Consider the following 21,216-nt stretch of genomic DNA (forward strand, 5'->3'; position numbering starts at 1 on the left):
AAGGAAATCTCCGCCAAGACGAGGGAGCTTATCCGGCGTTTCCCTGCAAACGCCGACCACTGCGTTCAGACCACAGCATGAGCTTTCGGTACCGTGAAGGTCGTCGATACGACACCCGGACGAGCGCACCGTACCCGGCCAGCGACAAGACGGTGCTCGGGAGAGTTGTCATGGCGTGGATCGTGCTGGTGCTGTCGGGCGTGCTGGAGGCCGTCTGGGCCACCGCTCTCGGTCGGTCCGAGGGCTTCAGCAAAATTAGTCCCAGTGTCGTATTCGTCATTGCGCTGCTCCTCAGCATGGCGGGGCTGGCCTTCGCGATGCGTACTCTGCCGACCGGGACGGCATACGCAGTCTGGGTGGGAATCGGCGCTTCCCTTACCGTCGGTTTCGCGATGGTGACCGGCGCCGAAAACACATCGCTCGTCAAGATCCTGCTGGTCGCTGCCATCGTGGCGTGCGTCGTGGGACTCAAAGTCCTGCACTGAGCGCCCGAGCCGCGAAATGCTTGTGTGTCGCGGGTTACAGTAATCGTATGAACGTGGTCTCGTTGCTGGCCCTCCCGGTGCGCGCCGGACTTGCGGCGGCCGATGTCGGACTCGGAATCGCCGAGGCCACCTTGGCAACGGTGCGCACAGCGGTAGCAGGCACCGGAGTGGTCACCGGTATGGGCGCCTCCGGCAGCCCGCTGCAGATGATCAGTCAGCTGTCCTCACTGGCGGCGAACGACGGGCCGCTCGGACAAGCACTTCAGCCCGGAGGACCCCTCGATCGACTGCTCGCTCCGGGCGGCCCGGTCGACCGGCTGACCTCCGAAGGCGGCACCCTCGAACGACTCCTCGAACCCGGCGGACCGCTCGACCGGGTGCTCGCGAAAGACGGCCCACTCGACCGCGTTCTCGCCGAGGACGGCACGCTCGAGCGTCTACTCGCCAAGGATGGACTGCTCGACCGCCTCACCGCCGAGCAAGGCCCCCTCGAACGACTCACCGCCGCCGACGGCGCCGTCGAGCGACTCACCGCGCAGGGCGGCATCGTGGATCGCGCGCTGGCCGAGAACGGGATCCTCGACACGCTGCTGTCCGAGGGTGGCGCCTTCGAACGGCTGATCGCCGAGGGCGGACCGCTCGACCAGATCGTCGCACTCTCGGAAACCTTGACAGCACTGGCGCCGAATCTCGAGCGGATGAGCGCGAGCATCGATCTGCTACAGGACACAGTCGCGGTTTTGAGCGCAGCCGTCGGCCCCCTCGGGGAACTCGCCGGCCGCCTTCCTGGACGCTGGCTCAAGGGCAAGGGCGATCGACCGGGCATCGATTACACGCTGGGTCCTGCCTGACGCGTTCGTGAATACATCTCGCCCTGCCATCTGACAGGTGCCCCGATTGCCGGGCTGCTGTGCGCGTCGAACGTCAATGCCCGCAGCCGCCGGAACCTCAACGCTCCGAACCCCCTTCTGAATTCGTTGCATCAACCCTCTTGCGCGAACGGTATTCAGCGTTACTATCTAGCGGTAGTCATTAACACTGAGTAGTCGGAAGGAAGGTCCGATGGGCAAGCAGATGACCGAGATGCTCAAGGGCACGCTCGAGGGCATCGTCCTGGCGATTCTGGCCGCGCGGCCGGCGTACGGCTACGAGATCACCGCGCGACTTCGCGAGCAGGGTTTCTCCGAGATCGCCGAGGGCACCATCTACGCCCTGCTGGTCAGGATCGAGCAGCGCGGTCTCGTCGACGTGAAGAAGGTCCCGTCCGAGAAGGGTCCGCCGCGCAAGGTGTACTCGCTCAATCCACACGGTGGCGGGTACCTCCAAGAATTCTGGAAGACGTGGACGTTCCTCGCAGAGCGGATCGACCAGCTCCACCAGCACATCGAACACCCACAGAGCGAAGGAGAGTAATCGTGGCCGCACGATGGATCACGCAGATCACGGGTTCATTCGAGGACAAGAAGCGCTGGCGCCGGTACAAAGCTCGCAAGGAACAGCTCCCCACGAGCTACCGAACCGGGATCGACGGGATCGAACGCTACTTCATGTACGCCGGATCGATCGTCAAGGGCGATGTGCTCATGCAGATGCTCGAGGACCTTGCCGACCTGATCGAGCGCGCCGCCGCCGACGGCACCCCGATCCGCGACATCGTCGGGGACGACCCAGTCGAGTTCGCAGACACTTTCATCCAGAACTACTCGGACGGCCAATGGATCAACAAGGAGCGCAAGCGCCTGACGGACGCCCTCGACAAGGCCGCCGACGAGGGCGTGAACGCGCCGGAAACGGAGAACCGGCCATGACCACCGATCAGGCGCTCGAGCCCGCGATCCGAGTGCGGGGCATCGTGAAATCGTTCAAGGACTTGCAGGTGCTGCGCGGAGTCGACTTCGACGTAACGGCGGGGAGCATCTTCGCGCTGCTCGGCTCGAACGGTGCAGGCAAGACAACGCTGGTGCGAATCCTGTCAACGCTGCTGAAGGCCGACGCGGGCACCGTCACGATTCATGGCTTCGACGTCGCTGCGAAGCCCGACGACGTACGCGAGTCGATCAGCCTCACCGGCCAATTCGCCGCGATCGATGAAGTGCTCACCGGCCGGGAGAACCTCGTGCTGGTCGCCAAGCTGCGCCACCTGAAGAATCCGGGTGCGATCGCCGACGACATGCTCGCCCGCTTCTCGCTCACCGAAGCGGGGAACCGCAAGGCGACGACGTACTCCGGTGGCATGCGACGCCGGCTCGACATCGCGATGAGCCTGATCGGGAACCCGCCGATAATCTTCCTCGACGTACCCACCACCGGGCTGGACCCGCAGGCCCGGATCGAGGTGTGGCAGACGGTCAAGGAACTCGCCAGGACCGGCACGACCGTGCTGCTGACCACCCAGCACCTCGACGAGGCCGAGCAGCTCGCCGACCGCATCGCAATTCTTCACCAGGGCATCATCGTTCAGAACGGCACCCTCACCGAGCTCGAGCAGCTCCTTCCGCCCGCCAAGGTCGAGTACATCGAGAAGCGGCCCTCCCTCGAGGACGTCTTCCTCGCCCTCGTCGGTGACACCACCGTCCCGGCAGGAAAGGAAGCCCGATGACCACCCGTGTCCTCGGCGACACCGGCGTCCTTACCGGCCGCTCGCTGCAGCACATCCTCCGCAGCCCCGACACGATCGTCACCACCGCGGTCACCCCGATCGCGCTGATGCTGCTGTTCACCTACGTATTCGGCGGCGCGATCAACACCGGATCCGACCAGTCGTACGGCACCTACATGCTCCCCGGCATCCTGCTCATCACGATCGCGTCCGGCGTCGCGTACACCGCGTACCGGCTGTTCCTCGACATGCAGGGCGGCATATTCGAACGCTTCCAATCCATGCCGATCGCGAGGTCGAGTGTGCTGTGGGCGCATGTGCTCACGTCCGTGGCCGCGAACCTGGTCTCGGTCACGATCGTCACCGGTGTCGCGCTGATCATGGGCTTCCGCACCGGAGCATCCGTGGCTGCCTGGCTCGCGGTCGCAGGCATCCTGGTCCTGTTCACCCTCGCACTGACCTGGATCGCCGTGATTGCCGGACTCTCGGCGAGGACGATCGACGGCGCGAGCGCGTTCAGCTACCCGCTGATCTTCCTGCCGTTCATCAGCTCGGCGTTCGTGCCTACCGACTCGATGCCCGGGCCGGTCGCATGGTTCGCCGAGAACCAGCCCGTGACTTACGTCGTGAACACCATCCGAGCACTGTTCGCCCAGCAACCCGTCGGCACTGACATCTGGATCGCTCTGGGGTGGCTGGTCGGCATCCTCGTTGTCGCCTTCGCCTTCGCGACCGCCATCTACCGGCGCAAGATCAGCTGAGCACGAGGTCTTCCGGGGAAGACCCGCGCCCGCCTCCCCGATCGTGGCGAACCGGCCGATACGGCGTGGTCGGCCGCTCTGGTATGTATTTCGCATGACCCGAACCATCGTTGCGCTGCTGATCCCTGCCGTCCTCTTCCTGGGAGCGTGCAGTTCCGAATCGACCGACACCGACACCGAGGTGAGCGCAACCACCGAGGCGGCGGAGGCGACGGCCGCCGACCTTCCCGCCGTCGCCGACCTGTGTGCCGGCCTGCTCCAGTACGCGAACAGTGCCGAAGCCCGGGCACAGCAGACCGGCGAACCGTTCGACCGCACGAAGGCTCTGAGCGACCTCTTCGACCAGTCGGCCCTCACCCCGGAATGGAAAGACGCCCCGCAAGAACGTAAGGATCAGATGGTCAAGGCCTACGACGCCGCCAAAACCGGCACCTGCTGACCTCACCGACAATTCCGCCGGCCCCCTGTGGGGACCGGCGGAATTCTTCTACGAATCGTCAGCGGATGCCGGCGACTTCCTGCGCGATGGACGCGAGATGAGTTTGGGCGGCGGAGACGATGCCGTGCCGATTCTTGTGCGCTTCCTCGTAGGCGACGACCGTGCGCACATCGGCGGGATCGGTGAGTTCCCTGACCGCAGCGACGGCCTGCGAGACGTTCAGGTCGTCGTAGTCATCGATCGGAAGCTCGCCCGGATCCACGACACCACCCGCGGCGCGAGCCGAATGGATGGCGTCGGCGACACCGCCCGCGCCTTCCCGGCGGGTCACACTCTCCGCAGTTTCGAGGGCGGCATCCCGCGAGGCGGCCAACGTCTTGACTGCGACATCGCCGGCGTGAGCGCCGCGGCTGAGCAACGCACTGAGCAGGGGCGGTGTGGTGCGGGCCGTGTCCAATGCTCGATCGATTCCGCGCGCCGACCAGGTGACCGGGACGTTGAGCAGCCGAATCGTGCTTCCGGCAGCGGCCTGGAACGGCGTGCGTCGCAGAGCTGCCGGGCCGCCGAGCGCATCCTCGGCCAGAACGGTCGAAAGCCAGTCCACGGTTGCGGAATGCGCTGTGATCAATCGGTCCGCGAGACCGACGACTGCCGGCTCCTTCGCGACGGTGGCGAGTGCCTTGATGTAACGCGCGCGGTCGAGGAGTTGATGTTCGAGCGCCAGGTCGCCCAGCAGTGCCTCGTCGAACGGCTGCGCCTGCTCGGCCATCGCCTTGAACACGGCGGCCAGCCGACCGAGGAAGGGCCCGATAACCTCAGGCACACCGCCGAGGTCGCGGATTGCGCGTTCGATGGCCTCGGCGCGCTGACGTCCGTTTTCGGCGTTCTCCGTGAGTTCGCGGCGAACAGCCTCGGTGCGCGCCTGGGCGATGCGAGTCTCTGCTACCTGGATTTCGGTGTTGGTGAGGTCGAGAACGGCACGCAACTGAGTGATCAGCGTTGCGGTGGTGGTGCTGGTCATATATTTCTCCTTCGATAGCTGATGTGGCGGACGAATATCGGTCAGATCACGCTCGAGATGAGAAATGCGGCCAGAATCACTCCAATCAGTACAGAGGTGGCAGTAGCGGCGGCAAGTACCACCGAACCAGTCACAGTCGCCGCGGGTACGGCTGCGATGAGGCCTGCGGTCAACGCGGTTCCCACGGAGAAGCGCCGGTCGGGCGTTCCGTTAGCAGTCTTTGCGTGCCGGGGAGTATGAGGGCGGAAAACGTCATGTGCGGCGAGAGTCATGGTTCACGTCCCGTCTTGCGTCGAGTCTGGGCCAGAGGTCTTCGGGCTGACACACCGGAACTGGCGTTTCCGGTGCGACGCCGGCCGCGGCCTTCTGCACGGCCGGCGTGTCGCTGTTGCGCCACCGACGCAGTGTTGCTCAGCAATTTATCTGCTCCGGCGGGTATAGATTTTATCGTATCGGATAACGACAGAAGTTCAACCCTGCGACGCAAACCCGGCGCGACGCCCGACCGATCTCGACTCCGAAAACATTGCGTGATCAGGCAAAATAGACTGCCCCGTAACTCTTGACGTTCGAGATGTTTTTGTGATCTGCAGTGTCACGCATAACGAAAGGGACGCTGGACGCTCGGAAAACGCGCCCACAGAACCGTCCAGTGATGATGACTGGTTGTCGGTGCGATCGATCGCGTACCGCCTTTTCAGGCGGTTGCCTCTTCACGTTCGACCTTCAGGCGGTCGCCTCCATGTTCGGCCGAGTGCAGCCGACCCAGAAGTTCAGCGTTCTCCGCTTCGAGGTCGAGAATCCGCTGTATGCCCGGCAGGTTGATGCCGGCTTCGATAAGTTCGGCGATGCGTCCGAGACGAACCAGATCTTCCTCGCTGTAACGACGGGTACCGCCGCTGGTCCGCGCGGGCGTCAGCAATCCACGCCGTTCGTACAGCCGCAGCGTCTGCGGCCCGATTCCGGTCAACTCCGATGTGACCGCTATTCCATACACCCCGCGACGCGACCGGGGCATGACGTCGAACACCACGAGTGGCTCCCTTCTTCTCAAGGAACCCCACGATGTTAACAGACGAATTAAATGAATCTGCGACCGAGAGCATAGATTTCTGCTCGCCTACGCGTTGCCACCCGTCAATCGTCCGACAAAGCGACGTCGATGAGGGGAAGTTTGACGCGGGGCCGGCCTGCAATTCTTCCTGCAGCCTTCTCCGCGGCGTCGATGTCCCGCCAACGCTCCTTGTCGATCATCTGTGGCCGTCGCCGCGTCACCAACTCTGCCAACGCGGCACGATCCGCTTTCGGCGCGGGAAGGATGCCGGCCTCGAAATCTTCGAGCAGCATCGCGACGGTCTCCTCGGCATCTCCCCGATTGGTGCCGATGATGCCCCGCGGTCCGCGTTTGATCCACCCGGCGGTGTAGACACCGACCGTTCCGGTCACGCGGCCACGGTCGTGGGGAATGACACCGCGCTGCTCGTCGAACGGCACGTCGGCGACAGGCTCGCCGCGGTAGCCGACCGACCTCAGAACAAGGGACGTCTCCACATTCGTGGTGGACTCCGTGCCCACCGCGTTGAGGTCGCCATCGAGAATGTTGTGGACGAGTTCGACCGATTCCACATGATCGCCGCCGCGAATATGGCGCGGGGACACAAGATACCGGAAAACGATGCGTTTGTTACCGGTCGTGCGGGCGCTGTGTGTGTACTCGCGAGCCAGGTCCAGTCCGAGCTTGCGCGATGGCTCGATGTCCGGATCGTCATATATCGCCTGGCTGACCGGGTCGAGCGTCAACTCGGCGTCGTCGATGACGACATCGACCCCGGACAGGTAACCCAGAGCCAAAAACTCCGGCATCGAGTACGCCGCTTGCATGGGCCCACGGCGCCCGAGTACGACAACCTCCCGAATATTACTGCTACGCAACGCTTCCAGCCCGTGATCGGCGATATCAGTCTTGGCCAGCTCGTCCGGATCGATGGTGAGGATGCGCGCGACGTCGAGGGCGACGTTGCCATTACCGACGATTACCGCGCGCTCCCCCGATAGATCGAATGTCCGGTCGACATAATCAGGGTGACCGTTGTACCAGGCTACGAACTCCGTCGCGGAGTGACTGCCGGGCAGATCCTCCCCGGGTATCTCGAGACGCCGGTCTCCGGATGCACCGACCGCATACACCACGGCGTGATGGTGCTCGCGCAGTTCGGCGAGGGAAACATGCTTGCCCACGTCGACATTGAGAAAGAACTGCAGGGAGGCGGACCTGAACTCCGACGCGAACATGTCCGCGACGCCTTTGGTTTTGGGATGATCGGGTGCGACACCCCCGCGTACCAGACCCCAAGGTGTGGGCAACCGGTCGAACATATCGATCTCGACCCCGCCGCGCCGCAACAGTGCTTCAGCCGTGTAGCACGCCGAAGGCCCGGTGCCGACGATCGCAACACTCAGTGTGCCAGGTTCTTTCGACGGACGCTTCTCTCTGCCTGACAAGGGGGCGGTGTCCGTATCGAGTGGGTGCCTTTCGAAGTAGCCCCGATTGACGTCGGTGTACCGGGTCATCGTGGCGGCGAGGTCGAACTCGGAGAAGATCGCATCCACCGGGCAGGCGCTGACGCATTCGCCGCAGTCGATACAGGTGTCCGGGTCGATGTACAGCATTTCGGTAGTGCTGTATTGCGGATCTCCGGGACGCGGGCGGATGCAGTCGACGGGGCACACCGGAATGCAGCTCGCGTCGCTGCAGCAAGGTTGCGTGATCACGAACGTCATGGGTTCACCTGCTACGGCTCATCACTCGGTCTGCAGCTTGCCAGTGTTCGTCGGCAACCCAGAGCCGCGCGAACGCCGCGACCGCCTCGGCTGCGGAGGCGCCCGCCATGACACGCTTGATTTCACCAGCCGAGCTGTTGGCCAGCGACAGGGCCAGCGAACGCCAACCATCCTCGAAGGACGCCCTTGGCAGGACCAGGTCCACCAATCCGAGACGTTCGGCTTCTGCCGCGTCGAGTACGGCACCCGAGCCGGCCAGCATGAGGGCCTTACCCGGGCCGACGAGCGCGGCGAGCCGCTCGGCGCCACCCCACGCGGGCATGATCGCCAGTGCGACTTGGTTGAAACCAATCTTGATGTCGTCGGCGGCTACCCGGATGTCGGCGGCCACGGCCACCTCTGCCCCACCGCCGAGAGCGTGGCCGTTCAGCGCGGCGACGACGGGCGCCGGGAAGTCCGCGATCTGATCGCAGACCGTCCGCATCCGGCGCGCCATGTCTGCCGCCTGCTCCTCGGTTCTGAGTTTGCTCAGCTCTTTGAGATCTCCGCCCGACACGAAAGCCCGGTCACCGGCTCCTCTGATCACCAGCGCCTTGGCCCCGGCCGCCGCATCGAGCGCCTTCTCCAACTGATCCATGGTCTCCGGCGCGATGGCGTTGCGAGCATGTGGTCGATCGATCGTGATGACCGCCAACTCCTGTTCCAGCTCGAGGTCGACCATGCGCTGTTCTCCATTCCGATATTGGCATTCTTGTTTAGCGAGAATATCATATTCACAGCTGGCAGACGCCGGCCGGAGCGAGTCCCGACGCCGCGGTGCCGGCCTCGGCGCGGCTCCGTCCACGGGTATTGGAGCTCTCACATGCGGCACGTCCCCCCCGAACTGATCAGACGCTACGAAGAGGAGGGATGGTGGACCCACGACACCATCGGAGACCTGCTCAGGCGCGGTCTCGAGGCCGCCCCCGACACCGAATTCCGGATACACTCGACCGTTCGTCCGTGGTCGGGAACCTTCGGTGACGTCGAGTGCGTTGCCCGTCGGCTGGCGGGCGGATTGCGTTCGCGCGGAGTCGGTCCCGGAGACGTGGTCGCCTTCCAGTTGCCCAACTGGATGGAAGCGGCCGCTGTGTTCTGGGCGTCGGCCTTCCTGGGCGCCACCGTGGTCCCGATCGTCCACTTCTACGGGCGCAAGGAACTCGGATACATCCTCAGCGAGACCAAGCCGCACGTCTTCGTGACCGCCGAACGATTCGGGCGGACCGAGTACGACGCCGATCTGTGCTCGGACGTGCCCGTCGTGGGTGTCGTGGGCCGCGACTTCGACGACCTGCTCGATGAGCACCCGATGCCGGGTACCGTCGAAGCCGATCCGGCGGGTCCGGCGCTGATTGCCTTCACCTCCGGCACCACGAGGGCCCCCAAAGGTGTAATTCACAGTCATCAGACACTGGGTCACGAGACGCGACAGCTCGCGGGCCTCTACCCGCCGGACCGGGGCAGACAGCTCACTGCCGCTCCCGTCGGCCACTTCATCGGCATGGTGAATGCCTTCCTGATCCCCGTTCTGGACGGCACGGCAATCAATCTCACCGACACGTGGAATCCAGCTCAGGCGCTGGCGCTGATGGAGAGCGACGGGCTCACCGTCGGCGGCGGGGCCACCTACTTCGTCACCAGCCTCCTCGACCATCCTGATTTTGCGCCCCGGCATCTGCCGCACATGAAGTACGCGGGCCTCGGCGGGTCTTCGGTCCCCTCGGCGGTGACCACTCGGCTGGCAGATCTGGGCATTACCGTGTTCCGCTCGTACGGCAGCACCGAACATCCGTCGATCACGGGCTCGCGGTACACCGCACCCGAGGACAAACGGCTGTTCACGGACGGGGACGCCCTGCCCGGAGTGGAGGTCCGGTTGGCGGCCGACGGTGAGATCCTCAGTCGTGGCCCCGATCTCTGCGTCGGCTATACCGATCTCACCTTGACCGAGGCAGCGTTCGATTCGGACGGCTGGTACCACACCGGGGACATCGGCACGATCGACGAAGACGGTTACCTGACGATCACCGATCGCAAGGCGGACATCATCATTCGCGGCGGCGAGAACATCAGCGCCCTCGAGGTCGAGGAGGTTCTCCTCGCCATGCCCGAGGTCGCGGAGGCGGCAGTAGTTTCGGCGCCCGACGCCCGCCTCGGGGAGCGGGCGGCCGCCGTACTGCGCCTGCGGCCCGGACACGCCATGCCGTCGATGGACGCCGTCCGCGCTCACTTCGAGCGGGCCGAGATCGCGCGGCAGAAGTGGCCGGAGGAACTGCACCGAGTCGACGACTTTCCACGGACCGCCAGTGGCAAGATCCAGAAGTTTCTGGTGCGGCAGGACATTGCGGCACTCGGCACAAGAGAATAGTATTCTCGTAAATCGATAAGGAGGATCTCATGCCAGTGAACGACTTGCCGTATCCGCTGTTCGACGCGGACAACCACCTGTACGAGACCGAGGAGGCCCTTACCAAGTTCCTTCCCGAGAAGTACAAGGATGCGATCAAGTATGTGCAGGTCGACGGCCGCACCAAGATCGCAATTCGCGGCCAGATCAGCGATTACATCCCCAACCCCACCTTCGACGTGGTCGCTCGGCCCGGCTCGATGGAGGACTATTTCAAGAACGGCAATCCCGAGGGCAAGAGCCGGCGTGAGATCTTCGGCAAATCGATGAAGTCGATCCCGGCCTTTCGTGAGCCGGCCGCTCGCCTCGAGCTGCTCGACGAGCTGGGCGTGCAGCGGACATTGATGTTCCCGACCCTGGCCAGCCTCGTCGAGGAGCGCATGCGTGACGATCCGGACCTGATCCATGTTGTCGTCCACGCGCTCAACGAGTGGCTGTACGAGACATGGAATTTCAACTACGAGGACCGTATCTTCACCACACCGGTGATTACACTGCCGAACGTCGACAAGGCGATCGAGGAGTTGGAGTGGGTGGTCGAGCGAGGCGCCAGGGCGATTCTCATCCGCCCCGCACCGGTCCCCGGCTACAAGGGTTCCCGCTCGTTCGCCCTCCCCGAGTTCGACCCCTTCTGGAAGCGTGTCGTCGAGCTCGACATCCTGGTCGCGATGCATTCCTCGGACAGCGGCTACGCCCGGCACGACGCAGAGTGGGAGGGCAGCGACGGTGAAATGCTGCCGTTCCAGACGAACACGTTCCGGATGGTCAACGAATGGCGGCCCGTGCAGGACACGGTGGCCTCGTGGGTCTGCCACGGCGCGCTGTTCCGCTTCCCCGATATCAAGCTCGCTGTCATCGAGAACGGCTCGAGTTGGCTGAAGCCTCTGCTCGACGTCCTGGCCGACACGTACAAGAAGGCCCCCGAGGGCTTCGGTATGCAAGATCCGGTGGAGGCGATCAAGCGCAGCATCCATGTCAGCCCCTTCTATGAGGAGGGCGTGACCGACCTGATCGAACTGATCGGTGTCGACCAGGTGCTGTTCGGGTCCGACTACCCGCACCCGGAAGGTCTGGCACAACCGCGGCACTTCGCTGACATGCTCGGACACCTGGAGGAGAAGGATCAGGCCAAGATCATGGGTGGCAACCTCGCGAGGTTGATGAATCTATGACGTGGGAGACCATCCCCCAGATGGTCCTGAGCGCGGGCGACCGCTTCGGCACTGCCGAAGCGGTCGTCGACGGGCCGCTTCGGATCACCTTCGCCGAACTCGCCGGCCGAGTTCGGCGAGCCGCAGGGGCATTCGCTTCGGCCGGCATCGACAAGGGTGACCGGGTGGCCCTCTGGGCACCGAACTCGGCCGAATGGATCGTCGCCGCGTTCGGTCTGCTGACCGCCGGCGGCGTGCTCGTTCCCGTGAACACCCGGTACAAGCAGGACGAGGCCGAAGACATCATCCGGCGCAGCGGCGCGAAACTTCTGCTGGTCGAGCAGGGTTTCCTCGGTGTCCAGTACTCGGGACCAGATGGTGTGCCCGTGATCGATCTCAAATCGGCCTTTCTCTCGGACGGCCAGCCCTTCGAATGTGAGGTCAGCGGCGAAGACATCGCCGACATCATGTACACGTCCGGTACGACCGGCCGTCCGAAGGGCGTCATGATGAACCACCGCCAGACGCTCCGCCTCTTCTCGGAGTGGTGCGATCTGGCGGATCTGCGGGAAGGTGACCGTTATCTGATCGTCAATCCGTTCTTCCACATGTTCGGTTACAAGGCAGGTGTGATCGCCTCCCTGATTCGGGGCGCCACCATCCTGCCCGTGCCCGTACTCGAGGTCGATCGGGTACTCGAACTGGTGGAGAAGGAGAAGGTGACCATGCTGCCCGGTCCGCCGACTCTGTATCAGTCGCTTCTGGCAGCACAGGGGAACTGGGATCTCTCGTCCTTGCGTGCAGCGGTGACCGGTTCAGCGGACATCCCGGTCGAACTCATCCGGCGAATTCACGACGAACTGCCGTTCGAGACCATCATGACCGGGTACGGCCTCAGCGAGGGTGGGACGGCAACCGCCTCGCGACCCGGCGACACCTTCGAAGAAATTGCGACGACCGTCGGCACACCCTGCGAGGGAGTCGAATTGCGGATCGCAGCCGACAACGAAGTGTTGATCCGGGGTTACACCGTCATGCAGGGTTACCTCGATGATCCGGCCGCGACCGCGGAAGCCATCGATGCCGACGGCTGGTTGCACACCGGGGATCTGGGGACCCTCGACGACGGGGGCCGGTTGCGCATCATCGGCCGCAAGAAGGACATGTACATCGTCGGCGGTTTCAATGCCTACCCGGCCGAGATAGAGGGATTCCTGCTCGAGCACCCCGCAGTCGACCAAGTAGCGGTGATCGGCGTCCCCGACGAGCGGCTCGGCCAGGTAGGGAAGGCGTTCGTGGTCGCGAAGAACCCTGTCACCGCCGAGGATCTGATCGCCTGGAGCCGTCAGCGAATGGCGGGGTTCAAGGTGCCGCGGACCGTTCGGTTCGTCGACTCGCTCCCGTTGAACGCCACCGGCAAGGTCATGAAGGAGCACTTGAAAGATCTGGTGGGGTAACACCCTCCTTAACCACGCCGGCCGCGCGAAGACAGGACCCGGCGTAGACGCAGAACTCACCCTTCGACATAGGAGGACCGTAATGGACACCGACAGCGCGATGATCGAATTCGCAATCAAGTGGCGGCATTGGGACGGCGGACCCGACGAGGACATCTTCGTCGAGTTCGGTATTCCCGCATACCAGTTCTTCTTCCGACTGCGCCGGCTCCTGTCCACTCACCGATGGCATCAGCTGACGCCCCACCTCGTCACACAACTGACTGATATTTGTGACCGCAGATTGCATGTGCCGCAGACCCGAGCGGGATGATGTGGGCGACGCAGAAAAGGACATACATGAGAGACTTCGCCAACTTCGACATGCTCCGCGCGGCCGCCGGGACCGAGATCGGCACCAGTGACTGGATCACCGTCGACCAGGAACGTATCGACCGCTTCGCGGCCGCCACCGATGATGATCAATGGATCCACGTCGACACCGAGCGCGCCGCGAGCGGTCCTTACGGCTGCACAATCGCACACGGATTTCTGACGCTCTCTCTGCTTGCTCCGATCATCCAGCAGGTCATGACGGTCAGTGGCGCCCGTATGGCCCTCAATTACGGGCTCGGCAGGACACGGTTCATCACTCCAGTGCCCGTCGGTAGCCGAGTTCGCGGTACCGTCGTGCTCACCTCCGTCACCGACATCCCCGGCGGTGTGCAGGTCGCACGAACCGTCACGATCGCCACCGAGGGCGCGCAGCGCCCAGCCTGCGTCGCGGACAATCTTGCGCGATACCTGGTTTGATGTACCAGAACGGGTCGGCCCATCCCACGTCAATCTCGGTCACGAGTGGCCTGATCCGCGACCCACGCCGAGATCTGTGTCCGGGAGGTGAACCCGAGTTTGGTCAGAATGTGCTCGACGTGCCCCTGGGCCGTGCGTGGCGAAATTACAAGGCGGGCAGCAATGGCCCTATTGGTCAGACCCTCGGCGACGAGTGTGGCGACCTGACGTTCTCGCTTCGTCAGTGTGAGTGAAGTTGCGGCCGAAGCCTGCGCCTTAGCGTTATCCGCAGCTTGTTCGCGGAGCGCGTACGCGATCGCGGCGTCGAAATTGAGGCACCGGCCTTCGCTGCGAGCCAGCTCGAATGCCTGTTCACCGAGCGCCTGACGAACTGTCCGCTTGCATTGCTCATGGTGTATCTGCAACTCGGGGAACAACGCCGTGAAGCTGCCCATCGACCGCGCCAACTCCTCGGCCGCGCCCATCAGTACTGCGGCTCGCTTCACGTCCGGCCCAGTTTCCGCGGTCCAGGCCAGTACCTCGAGACACGCTGCGGCAGTAAGAAATCCGCTTCCCTTTCGTGTCAGCTGTAAGGACTTCTCGAGTAGCTCTGCCGCACGATTGGGATTTCCCTGCCGCCAGATGGCAACGGCCATGGCCCTCAGAGCGTACGACCGGTACAGCACTTCGCCACTGGTTTCGGTGACCGTGAGTATCTGCTGACAGCATTCGATCTCTCGCTGCAACTCGCCGAGCTGTCCATACGCCCTCCCCAGTAACTGCAGAACGCCTATTCGTGAGGCATCATCCTTGGGGCCGAACGATGCGAGGACGCTCTCGAAATGCACACAAGCCTGGGCCAAGTCCCCGCTGTACAACGCGAGGCTGCCTTCGGCGCGTCCGATGATGGCCTGCATCCTCGGGTCGTCCGTCGGTTTGGCTATGGCACGCGCCTCTTCCAGAAGGGCATTTCCCGCCTCGAGGTCTCCCTGCAACCCGGCCAGCACAATGCCCGTGCAGAGCGCATCTGCTCGTTCCACCGTCGGTTGGCCGGACGGATGAGCAAGGAGTCGGCCGAGCCAGTGCCGACCCTCACTGAACATAGCTCGTGAGTTCCAGAACGGAAACATGGCGTCGGCGATCCGCAGACCAGTGCCGGAGTTGTCGGATACAGAGAAATCCAGTGCGTCCCGCAGATTCGGCTGCTCCCGCGTGAGCCTGCCAATCCATTCTGTTTGCCGTGAACTGATCCAGTCGGCCTTCGCAGCCAGCGCCAGACGCTCACACCAATCCCGATGCAGTCGGCGCAGTTCTACATACTCGCCACTCTGCCGCAGCTTCTCCTGACCGTACTCACGCAAGGTTTCGAGCAGCCGGAAGCGCACCATCGTCCCGGATTCTTCCCGATTCAGAACTGACTTGTCTACCAGCGACGTTACGGCTTCGAGCAGCTCCTCCGAAGCCATGCCGACGCCGCACACCTGCTCGGCGGCGTCCAGTGAGAAGCTGCCCGCGAACACTGACGCCCGTCCCCACACCCGTTGTTCCTGCCGAGTACACAGCTCGAAGCTCCAATCGACACATAACCGCAACGTCTGCTGTCGTGCCGGCGCCCCCCGACTGCCGCGGGTCAAAAACGCATACCGGTCGGTGAGCCGCTGCAGGATCTGTTCCGGCGACATCACCCGCAACCGGGCGGCCGCCAACTCGATCGGCAATGGCAATCCATCCAGACGGTAACAGATTTGAGCCACAGCGGCCTTGTTCTCCTCGGTCAGTTGGAACCCCGGGACCGCGGAGGTGGCCCGGTCGGCGAACAGCGAGACAGCGTCGTAGCGAGGCAGGCCCTGCAGCGACGGCTCCTTATCCACCCTCGGCACAGTCAGCGGCGGCACCCGCAATGCGGCCTCCCCACCGATCCCGAGAGGCTCGCGGCTCGTCGCAAGAATCCGCAGATCCGGACAGCTCTTCAAGAGTGTCTCCGCCAGCTCCGCGGTCGCGTCCAACACTTGCTCACAATTGTCGAAAATCAGCAGCAGCTCCCGCGTCGCCAGGAACTCGACCAACACGTCACCCAACGGCCGTGCCGGGTGATCGCGCAATCCCAGCGCGGCGGCCACCACCCCGGTCAGCAGCGAGTCGTCGGCAAGTTCCCCCAACTCCACCAGCCACACCCCGTCGCGATACGCACGTTGGACCCTCTCGCCCACGCGCCGCGCCAAACGGGTCTTGCCGACACCGCCTACCCCGGTCAAGGTCACGAGATGTGACACCGAGAGCATGTGCTTCACGTCGCCGGCTTCAGTACGGCGACCGACAAAACTGGATAGTTCGAGAGGAAGGTTTCCCCTCATACCCCGAACGGCGTTCGCGGACGACGAGTAGTGCGCAAGGTCAGGTTCCTCCACGGAGTCGAAGCCGGAGCGGACGGTGGCCTCTCGCGGCTGTGTGGCCGGCGTGGCGGGCAGCGCCATTTCGTCAATCGCAAAGCCGTGCTTGCGCTGCATCTCACGAAGTTCACCACCCAGTCGTGTAGCGGACGGCCGGTCCTGCGGATTCGGTGACATCACTTGTTCGATGAGTGCGGCTACGTCGTCCTCTACGCCGCGCTCACGTAGGTCCGGCATCGGCTGCTTGGTGATCCGCACGAACTGGGCGACCACCTGCTCACCGCTTCGCCGCTCGAACGCCGCGTGACCAGTCAGAGCGCTGAAGAGAGTTGCACCGAGGCTGTAGATGTCCGAGGCTTGGCTGGGCGGTTCACCCTTCAGGACCTCCGGGGCAGTGAACGCCGGTGAACCGGTCACAACGCCGGCGCGGGTCTCGAAGCCGCCGGCGATGTGCGCGATCCCGAAATCTGCAAGCGCCGGCTCACCGTAGTCGGTCAGAAGAATATTCGCGGGCTTGACATCGCGATGCAGAACGCCGAGCTGATGCACCGCCGCCACAGCCCCGGCCATCTTCACCCCGAGCGTCAGCACCTCCGACAACGAAAGAGAACTGCGCCTCCGGATCCGCGTCTCCAGCGACCCCTGCGAGTGGTACTGCATCACGAGGTAGGGACTGTTGCGCTCGGTTGCGCCCACCTGCAGGACATTGACGATGTTCGGGTGCCCGCTCAGCCGGCCCATCGCGCGCTGCTCCCGGAAGAAGCGGGCCCGATTTTCCTCGTCGAGATCGGTGGTAAGTACCTTCACCGCGACGGTGCGGTCCAGTTCCGGCTGGGTACAGCGATACACCACACCGAAGCCACCGCGCCCGATTTCCTGGACGTCGACGAACCCCGCCGCTTCGAGCTCGGCGGCTACTGTGGGAACAACACACCGCTGCGTGTCGACTGGATCGTCTTCGTTCATAGCTCGGCCAACTCATCTGTTCGCGACCCCCGGCCCTGGGCAGCCCGCACTCACCTCTCGCCCGGGGTCCTTCGATGATATCGCCACCGCTACGTGACTCGAAGAGACACGCACGTCCGAATACGGCCGGTCCATCCACCTGGGATGCGAGCACGGAATCGCCCTGCATCGACAATCAAGGAGCATGCGTCGACTGGTGGAAACAACGACTTCGTGTTGTCACAGGGTGTGCCCAATCGGACGCTGTCGACGGTGGCCGACAGCGTCCGATTGTCGATCTTGCACGCGCCACGCGTGGCCACGCGCAGCCCCGGTGATCAAGGCAGGTGCCGGAGGGCCGGCACGTCATGCGAAAGCTATTTCTTCGGCGCCTGCGGAGGTAACGGATAATGGCAGGCGACGAACTGGCCGGGTCGCACTTCCCGTACCTCGGGCTCCTCTGTGGCGCACTTTTGTTGTGCTTGTGGACAACGGGTACGGAACCGGCAACCCGTCGGCGGCGCCAGCGGGGAGGGCACGTCACCTTCCAACGCCGGACCGGCAAACCCCTTTTCGGGGTCGGTCAGTGGCACGGAGTCGAGGAGAGCGCGGGTGTAGGGATGCGCCGGATAGTCGTATACGTCGATCGAGTCACCGAACTCGCAGATCTTGCCGAGGTACATGACCATCACATTGTCGCTGACGGTCCGCACGACACCGAGGTCATGGGCGATGAAGACGACCGTCAGATCGAACTCGACCTTCAGTTCTTCGATCAGGTTGAGAATCTGGGCTTGGACTGACACGTCGAGCGCGGAGACCGGTTCATCACAGATCAGGAGCCGGGGGCTGAGGGCCAACGCCCGGGCGATGGCAACTCGCTGTGCCTGTCCACCCGACAGCTGACGGGGCAGCATGTCGGCGAACCGACTGCCGGCCAGGCCGACCTGTTCGAGGACGGCAACGGAGGTGGTGGCACGCTCGGACGATGGTGCACCGGCCACTGCCAATCCCTCGACCACGATGTCCTTGACGGATCGGCGCGGATTGAGCGAGCCCACCGGATCCTGGAAGATCATCTGCATGTCGCGTCGCAGTGCGCGCATGCGTTTCTCGTCCACTTCTTCGATCCAATCGTCACCGAATCGGATACGTCCCGCAGTGAGGCGGTCGAGCCGCAGCACGGCCCGCCCCGTAGTGGACTTGCCGCATCCCGACTCTCCGACGATGCCGAGGGTTTCTCCGGGCAGCACGTCGAAACTGATCTTCGACACTGCCTGCACGGTGCCCGCACCTGTCGGGTACTCCACGACGAGATCCTGCACACTGAGCAGTGCCTGCTCGCCGCGGAGGTGAGCGCTACCGCTACCAGCCATGTTTTCCACCTCCGGAAAGTACGGATGCCGCGGTGGCAGCCGGGTGCACACAGAACACGTGATGGTCCACACCCACGGACTGCCGCTCCGGACCGGAGATTCGACATTCCTCATCGGCATGTTCGCAGCGGGGTGCGAATCGGCACCCCTCCGGGGGTTGTGTGGGATCTGGAAGTGAACCCGCGATCAGTCGCAGCGGCGCATGCCGTTCGTGGTCGATGGTGGGGGTCGCGCCCAGCAACGCTTCCGTGTAGCGATGCCTCGGGTCCTCGAATATCTCACGGGTAGAGCCGATCTCGGCGAGCCGACCTGCATACATTACCGAGACGCGGTCGGTGCGGCCCGCAACCACGGCGAGATCGTGGCTGATGAGCATCATCGCCATGCCGCGTTCGCGCTGAATCCGGCGGAGCAGATCGAGGATCTGCCGCTGGATCGTGACGTCCAGCGCAGTGGTCGGCTCGTCGGCAATCAGAAGGTCCGGTTCGCACGCCAAGGCGATGGCGATCATCACCCGCTGACGCATACCACCGGACATTTCGTGCGGGTAGTTGCGGAGCCGTCGTTCCGGGTCGGGCACCCCGACCTCCCGCAAGAGATCGAGGGCCCGGCCGTGAGCCTCGGATCGGGTGATGCCCAGGTGCCGGCGCATCCCTTCGGTGAGTTGCCTTTCCACTCGCACTACCGGGTTCAGGGATCGGCCGGGGTCTTGGAAGACCATGGCAATCTGCTTACCCCAAATGTCGAGACTCTCCTTCTTGCTCAGAGCCAGCAGATCCCGGCCCTGGAAGGTCACCTCACCCGAGCGGGCCGAGCGCGGCGGCATCAGCCCCATCACGGCCCGGGCCAAGACGGACTTACCAGAGCCGGACTCACCGACGATCCCCAGTGCCTGTCCCGCTTCCACCGTGAACGACACGTCGTCCACTGCACGCACGGTCCCACGAGGCGTGCCGATATAGGCGCGCAAATTCTTCACTTCGAGCAACGACTGAGTATTCATGACGAGTCCGGCTCCATCCCTTCGGTTGTCAGCTGTTTCCCTCTGCTGCCGACTACTTCGTGGTCCACAGCTCTTCGGGCAACGGCGAACCCCAGGTGTACAAGTCGACACCGTTCATGTCTTTTCCTACGACGACGGAGGGCACCGCCCGGACGTACCAGAGACCCGGATTCAATTGAACAAGCCGCTTCTGTACCGTCTCGTACGCCTCCTTGCGCTCCTCGACACTCTCGGCAGTGCGACCGGCGTCGAGCGCGGTGCTGAGTTCAGGATCATTGATGCCCGTGAAGTTTCCAGGCGAGGCGCCGTGGAACGCGGTCCATAACGGGAAGTCCGGATCCTGTACCACTGCGGAGGAGATGATCATGTCGAAGTCCCGCGCGGCCGCGCGTGCGGTCGCCACTGCGAAGTCCACGACCTCAATTTTGGCCTCGACGTTATCGAACGCGCTCAGCTGAGCCTGCAGACCTTCGGCTACGGCTTTGCTTTCCGTCGTCGTGTAGGACAGGAAGGTGAACGAGACCGGCTTGCCCTCGGCGGCCAGTTCATCGAACAATTTCTGCGCCTCGTCACTATCCGGTGTAGGCAGTGGGATATCGGCGTAGTACGGCGAGGATTCCTCGAACAGTGTCTTGGGAACGACGCCCTCGCCGTTGTAGACGACCGTGTTCAGTGCATCCAGGTCCACGGCGAGTGCGACCGCCCGGCGTGCCCGCTCGTCATCGAACGGAGCATGACGGAAGTTCATGGCGACGATCTGACCGCCACCGGTGGGTACGACCTCGGTCTGTAGTCCAGCACCTTCCGCCTTGTTCAAATTAGCCCAGTTCGTCTCCGATGCCAGATCCGCACCACCGGTCATGATCGTGTTGACCCGCTGATTGCTGTCACTCACCGTCTTGATTGTCAGGCCTTCGAGATACGGCTTCGGTGCATCCCAATAGCCGGGGTTCTTCTGCAGCTCGATCTTGTCCTGCCGGACCCAATCGACCAGAGTGAACGGTCCCGCGCCGACCGGATTCTCGTCGAAAGACGCCTGCCCCTTCTGAAGCGCCGTCGGTGACGCAATCCAATTCAATGCACCGGCGACCACGGACTGGCCGAAGTGCGGATTCGGCGCCACCAGAGTCACCTTCAGCGTGGTGGGGTCGATGACCTCCGACGACGCCACCTGGACTGCCTGGCGAATGGTCGTCGATCCCAGGGCAGGGTCGCGCAGCCGGTCCCAGTTGAACTTGACCGCTGCCGCGTCGAGCGGACTGCCGTCGGTGAACTTCAGGCCCGGCTGCAGCGTGAGAGTGAACGTGGCTCCGCCGTCGGTGGTGGAGAATCCGGTCGCCATCTTGTATTCGAGATCGAAGTTCTCGAGATTGTTGATCATCAACGTTCCGTATAGAGCGTTGCCGAGCACGGGCTGGTGGGCCCAGGTATTGGACAGGCTGGCGGGGTCGAGGTTCCGCGGCTCGCCGGTTTGCAGGACGCGAGCCACACCACCGGCGATGGGTTCACCACCCTCGGACTTGCCGCCGGCGGCAGAACCCGTGCCACCGCAGGCGCTGAAGAGCAGTGCTCCGGCGCATGCCGCGACCAT

Annotated in this window: 20 protein-coding genes and 1 riboswitch; of the genes, 12 read left to right on the top strand and 8 right to left on the bottom strand. The window is 63.8% G+C overall.

Annotated features, from left to right (window positions below; all coding sequences use genetic code 11):
• Positions 1–94 precede the first annotated feature (94 nt).
• Positions 95–159: riboswitch (guanidine-III (ykkC-III) riboswitch) on the top strand.
• Between the two features lie 11 nt (positions 160–170).
• The 7 genes from JQT59_RS32680 (at position 171) to JQT59_RS32710 (ending at position 4,284) form a co-directional block, all read left to right on the top strand.
• Complete coding sequence (locus JQT59_RS32680) at positions 171–485, top strand: DMT family transporter (protein ID WP_213578288.1); 315 nt, start codon at positions 171–173, stop codon at positions 483–485.
• Between the two features lie 47 nt (positions 486–532).
• On the top strand, positions 533–1,336 hold the full coding sequence (locus JQT59_RS32685; RefSeq protein WP_213573535.1) for an ABC transporter: 804 nt from the start codon (positions 533–535) through the stop codon (positions 1,334–1,336).
• Between the two features lie 211 nt (positions 1,337–1,547).
• Positions 1,548–1,898: a PadR family transcriptional regulator gene (locus tag JQT59_RS32690; RefSeq protein ID WP_213573537.1), complete on the top strand. Its 351-nt coding sequence runs from the start codon at positions 1,548–1,550 to the stop codon at positions 1,896–1,898.
• A gap of 2 nt (positions 1,899–1,900) precedes the next feature.
• Positions 1,901–2,293, top strand: a complete 393-nt coding sequence (locus JQT59_RS32695; RefSeq protein ID WP_249354003.1) for a DUF1048 domain-containing protein — start codon at positions 1,901–1,903, stop codon at positions 2,291–2,293.
• Positions 2,290–3,084 carry an ABC transporter ATP-binding protein gene (locus JQT59_RS32700; protein ID WP_213573539.1) on the top strand — a complete coding sequence of 265 codons (795 nt, stop codon included), beginning with the start codon at positions 2,290–2,292 and terminating at the stop codon, positions 3,082–3,084. Before JQT59_RS32695 ends, JQT59_RS32700 begins: the two co-directional genes overlap by 4 nt.
• Positions 3,081–3,845 carry an ABC transporter permease gene (locus JQT59_RS32705; protein ID WP_213573541.1) on the top strand — a complete coding sequence of 255 codons (765 nt, stop codon included), beginning with the start codon at positions 3,081–3,083 and terminating at the stop codon, positions 3,843–3,845. Before JQT59_RS32700 ends, JQT59_RS32705 begins: the two co-directional genes overlap by 4 nt.
• A 94-nt stretch (positions 3,846–3,939) precedes the next feature.
• Positions 3,940–4,284 (top strand): hypothetical protein, encoded by a 345-nt coding sequence (locus JQT59_RS32710; RefSeq protein WP_213573543.1) that lies wholly within the window; start codon positions 3,940–3,942, stop codon positions 4,282–4,284.
• Between the two features lie 58 nt (positions 4,285–4,342).
• Here the strand turns inward: JQT59_RS32710 and JQT59_RS32715 are convergent, their stop codons facing one another.
• The 4 genes from JQT59_RS32715 to JQT59_RS32730 all read right to left on the bottom strand — a co-directional run bounded on the left by JQT59_RS32715 (position 4,343) and on the right by JQT59_RS32730 (position 8,807).
• A complete protein-coding gene (locus JQT59_RS32715; RefSeq protein WP_213573545.1) occupies positions 4,343–5,305 on the bottom strand; it encodes a ferritin-like domain-containing protein in 963 nt (320 codons plus the stop codon).
• Positions 5,306–6,002: 697 nt separating this feature from the next.
• Positions 6,003–6,323, bottom strand: a complete 321-nt coding sequence (locus JQT59_RS32720; RefSeq protein WP_109334879.1) for a MerR family transcriptional regulator — start codon at positions 6,321–6,323, stop codon at positions 6,003–6,005.
• Positions 6,324–6,442: 119 nt separating this feature from the next.
• Entirely contained in the window at positions 6,443–8,086 is a 1,644-nt protein-coding gene (locus tag JQT59_RS32725) for an FAD-dependent oxidoreductase (protein WP_213573547.1), read from the bottom strand.
• A gap of 4 nt (positions 8,087–8,090) precedes the next feature.
• Complete coding sequence (locus tag JQT59_RS32730) at positions 8,091–8,807, bottom strand: enoyl-CoA hydratase/isomerase family protein (protein WP_213573549.1); 717 nt, start codon at positions 8,805–8,807, stop codon at positions 8,091–8,093.
• 141 nt (positions 8,808–8,948) lie between these two features.
• Here JQT59_RS32730 and JQT59_RS32735 point away from each other — a divergent pair, with 141 nt between their 5' ends.
• The 5 genes from JQT59_RS32735 to JQT59_RS32755 all read left to right on the top strand — a co-directional run bounded on the left by JQT59_RS32735 (position 8,949) and on the right by JQT59_RS32755 (position 13,932).
• The gene (locus JQT59_RS32735) at positions 8,949–10,493 is read left to right on the top strand and encodes an AMP-binding protein (RefSeq protein ID WP_213573551.1); all 1,545 of its coding nucleotides are present in this window, start codon (positions 8,949–8,951) and stop codon (positions 10,491–10,493) included.
• A 29-nt stretch (positions 10,494–10,522) separates the two neighbouring features.
• Positions 10,523–11,704 carry an amidohydrolase family protein gene (locus JQT59_RS32740; RefSeq protein ID WP_213573552.1) on the top strand — a complete coding sequence of 394 codons (1,182 nt, stop codon included), beginning with the start codon at positions 10,523–10,525 and terminating at the stop codon, positions 11,702–11,704.
• Entirely contained in the window at positions 11,701–13,140 is a 1,440-nt protein-coding gene (locus JQT59_RS32745) for a FadD3 family acyl-CoA ligase (protein ID WP_213573554.1), read from the top strand. The genes JQT59_RS32740 and JQT59_RS32745 overlap by 4 nt, the downstream gene beginning before the upstream one ends.
• 82 nt (positions 13,141–13,222) lie before the next feature.
• Positions 13,223–13,453, top strand: a complete 231-nt coding sequence (locus JQT59_RS32750) for a DUF3263 domain-containing protein (protein ID WP_213573556.1) — start codon at positions 13,223–13,225, stop codon at positions 13,451–13,453.
• Positions 13,454–13,479: 26 nt separating this feature from the next.
• Positions 13,480–13,932 (top strand): MaoC family dehydratase, encoded by a 453-nt coding sequence (locus JQT59_RS32755; RefSeq protein ID WP_213573559.1) that lies wholly within the window; start codon positions 13,480–13,482, stop codon positions 13,930–13,932.
• Between the two features lie 29 nt (positions 13,933–13,961).
• On the opposite strand, the gene JQT59_RS32760 is transcribed toward JQT59_RS32755, so the two are convergent.
• The 4 genes from JQT59_RS32760 to JQT59_RS32775 form a co-directional block, all read right to left on the bottom strand.
• Complete coding sequence (locus JQT59_RS32760) at positions 13,962–17,267, bottom strand: protein kinase domain-containing protein (protein WP_213573561.1); 3,306 nt, start codon at positions 17,265–17,267, stop codon at positions 13,962–13,964.
• 356 nt (positions 17,268–17,623) lie between these two features.
• Complete coding sequence (locus JQT59_RS32765) at positions 17,624–18,622, bottom strand: ABC transporter ATP-binding protein (RefSeq protein WP_213573563.1); 999 nt, start codon at positions 18,620–18,622, stop codon at positions 17,624–17,626.
• Positions 18,612–19,625 (bottom strand): ABC transporter ATP-binding protein, encoded by a 1,014-nt coding sequence (locus JQT59_RS32770; RefSeq protein WP_213573565.1) that lies wholly within the window; start codon positions 19,623–19,625, stop codon positions 18,612–18,614. Before JQT59_RS32770 ends, JQT59_RS32765 begins: the two co-directional genes overlap by 11 nt.
• Positions 19,626–19,677: 52 nt before the next feature.
• Positions 19,678–21,216 carry an ABC transporter substrate-binding protein gene (locus JQT59_RS32775; RefSeq protein ID WP_249354005.1) on the bottom strand — a complete coding sequence of 513 codons (1,539 nt, stop codon included), beginning with the start codon at positions 21,214–21,216 and terminating at the stop codon, positions 19,678–19,680.

The organism is Rhodococcus sp. USK13 (assembly GCF_018343855.1).
GTDB lineage: Bacteria > Actinomycetota > Actinomycetes > Mycobacteriales > Mycobacteriaceae > Rhodococcus_F > Rhodococcus_F oxybenzonivorans.

Bases quoted from the DNA above. Each gene is read 5' to 3' on its own strand.
- JQT59_RS32710 (WP_213573543.1), top strand. From the start codon at position 3,940: ATGACCCGAACCATCGTTGCGCTGCTGATCCCTGCCGTCCTCTTCCTG.
- JQT59_RS32740 (WP_213573552.1), top strand. From the start codon at position 10,523: ATGCCAGTGAACGACTTGCCGTATCCGCTGTTCGACGCGGACAACCAC.
- JQT59_RS32700 (WP_213573539.1), top strand. From the start codon at position 2,290: ATGACCACCGATCAGGCGCTCGAGCCCGCGATCCGAGTGCGGGGCATC.
- JQT59_RS32760 (WP_213573561.1), bottom strand. From the start codon at position 17,267: ATGAACGAAGACGATCCAGTCGACACGCAGCGGTGTGTTGTTCCCACA.
- JQT59_RS32775 (WP_249354005.1), bottom strand. From the start codon at position 21,216: ATGGTCGCGGCATGCGCCGGAGCACTGCTCTTCAGCGCCTGCGGTGGC.
- JQT59_RS32715 (WP_213573545.1), bottom strand. From the start codon at position 5,305: ATGACCAGCACCACCACCGCAACGCTGATCACTCAGTTGCGTGCCGTT.
- JQT59_RS32765 (WP_213573563.1), bottom strand. From the start codon at position 18,622: ATGGCTGGTAGCGGTAGCGCTCACCTCCGCGGCGAGCAGGCACTGCTC.
- JQT59_RS32705 (WP_213573541.1), top strand. From the start codon at position 3,081: ATGACCACCCGTGTCCTCGGCGACACCGGCGTCCTTACCGGCCGCTCG.
- JQT59_RS32685 (WP_213573535.1), top strand. From the start codon at position 533: ATGAACGTGGTCTCGTTGCTGGCCCTCCCGGTGCGCGCCGGACTTGCG.
- JQT59_RS32725 (WP_213573547.1), bottom strand. From the start codon at position 8,086: ATGACGTTCGTGATCACGCAACCTTGCTGCAGCGACGCGAGCTGCATT.
- JQT59_RS32755 (WP_213573559.1), top strand. From the start codon at position 13,480: ATGAGAGACTTCGCCAACTTCGACATGCTCCGCGCGGCCGCCGGGACC.
- JQT59_RS32735 (WP_213573551.1), top strand. From the start codon at position 8,949: ATGCGGCACGTCCCCCCCGAACTGATCAGACGCTACGAAGAGGAGGGA.
- JQT59_RS32750 (WP_213573556.1), top strand. From the start codon at position 13,223: ATGGACACCGACAGCGCGATGATCGAATTCGCAATCAAGTGGCGGCAT.
- JQT59_RS32745 (WP_213573554.1), top strand. From the start codon at position 11,701: ATGACGTGGGAGACCATCCCCCAGATGGTCCTGAGCGCGGGCGACCGC.
- JQT59_RS32680 (WP_213578288.1), top strand. From the start codon at position 171: ATGGCGTGGATCGTGCTGGTGCTGTCGGGCGTGCTGGAGGCCGTCTGG.
- JQT59_RS32690 (WP_213573537.1), top strand. From the start codon at position 1,548: ATGGGCAAGCAGATGACCGAGATGCTCAAGGGCACGCTCGAGGGCATC.
- JQT59_RS32730 (WP_213573549.1), bottom strand. From the start codon at position 8,807: ATGGTCGACCTCGAGCTGGAACAGGAGTTGGCGGTCATCACGATCGAT.
- JQT59_RS32770 (WP_213573565.1), bottom strand. From the start codon at position 19,625: ATGAATACTCAGTCGTTGCTCGAAGTGAAGAATTTGCGCGCCTATATC.
- JQT59_RS32720 (WP_109334879.1), bottom strand. From the start codon at position 6,323: ATGCCCCGGTCGCGTCGCGGGGTGTATGGAATAGCGGTCACATCGGAG.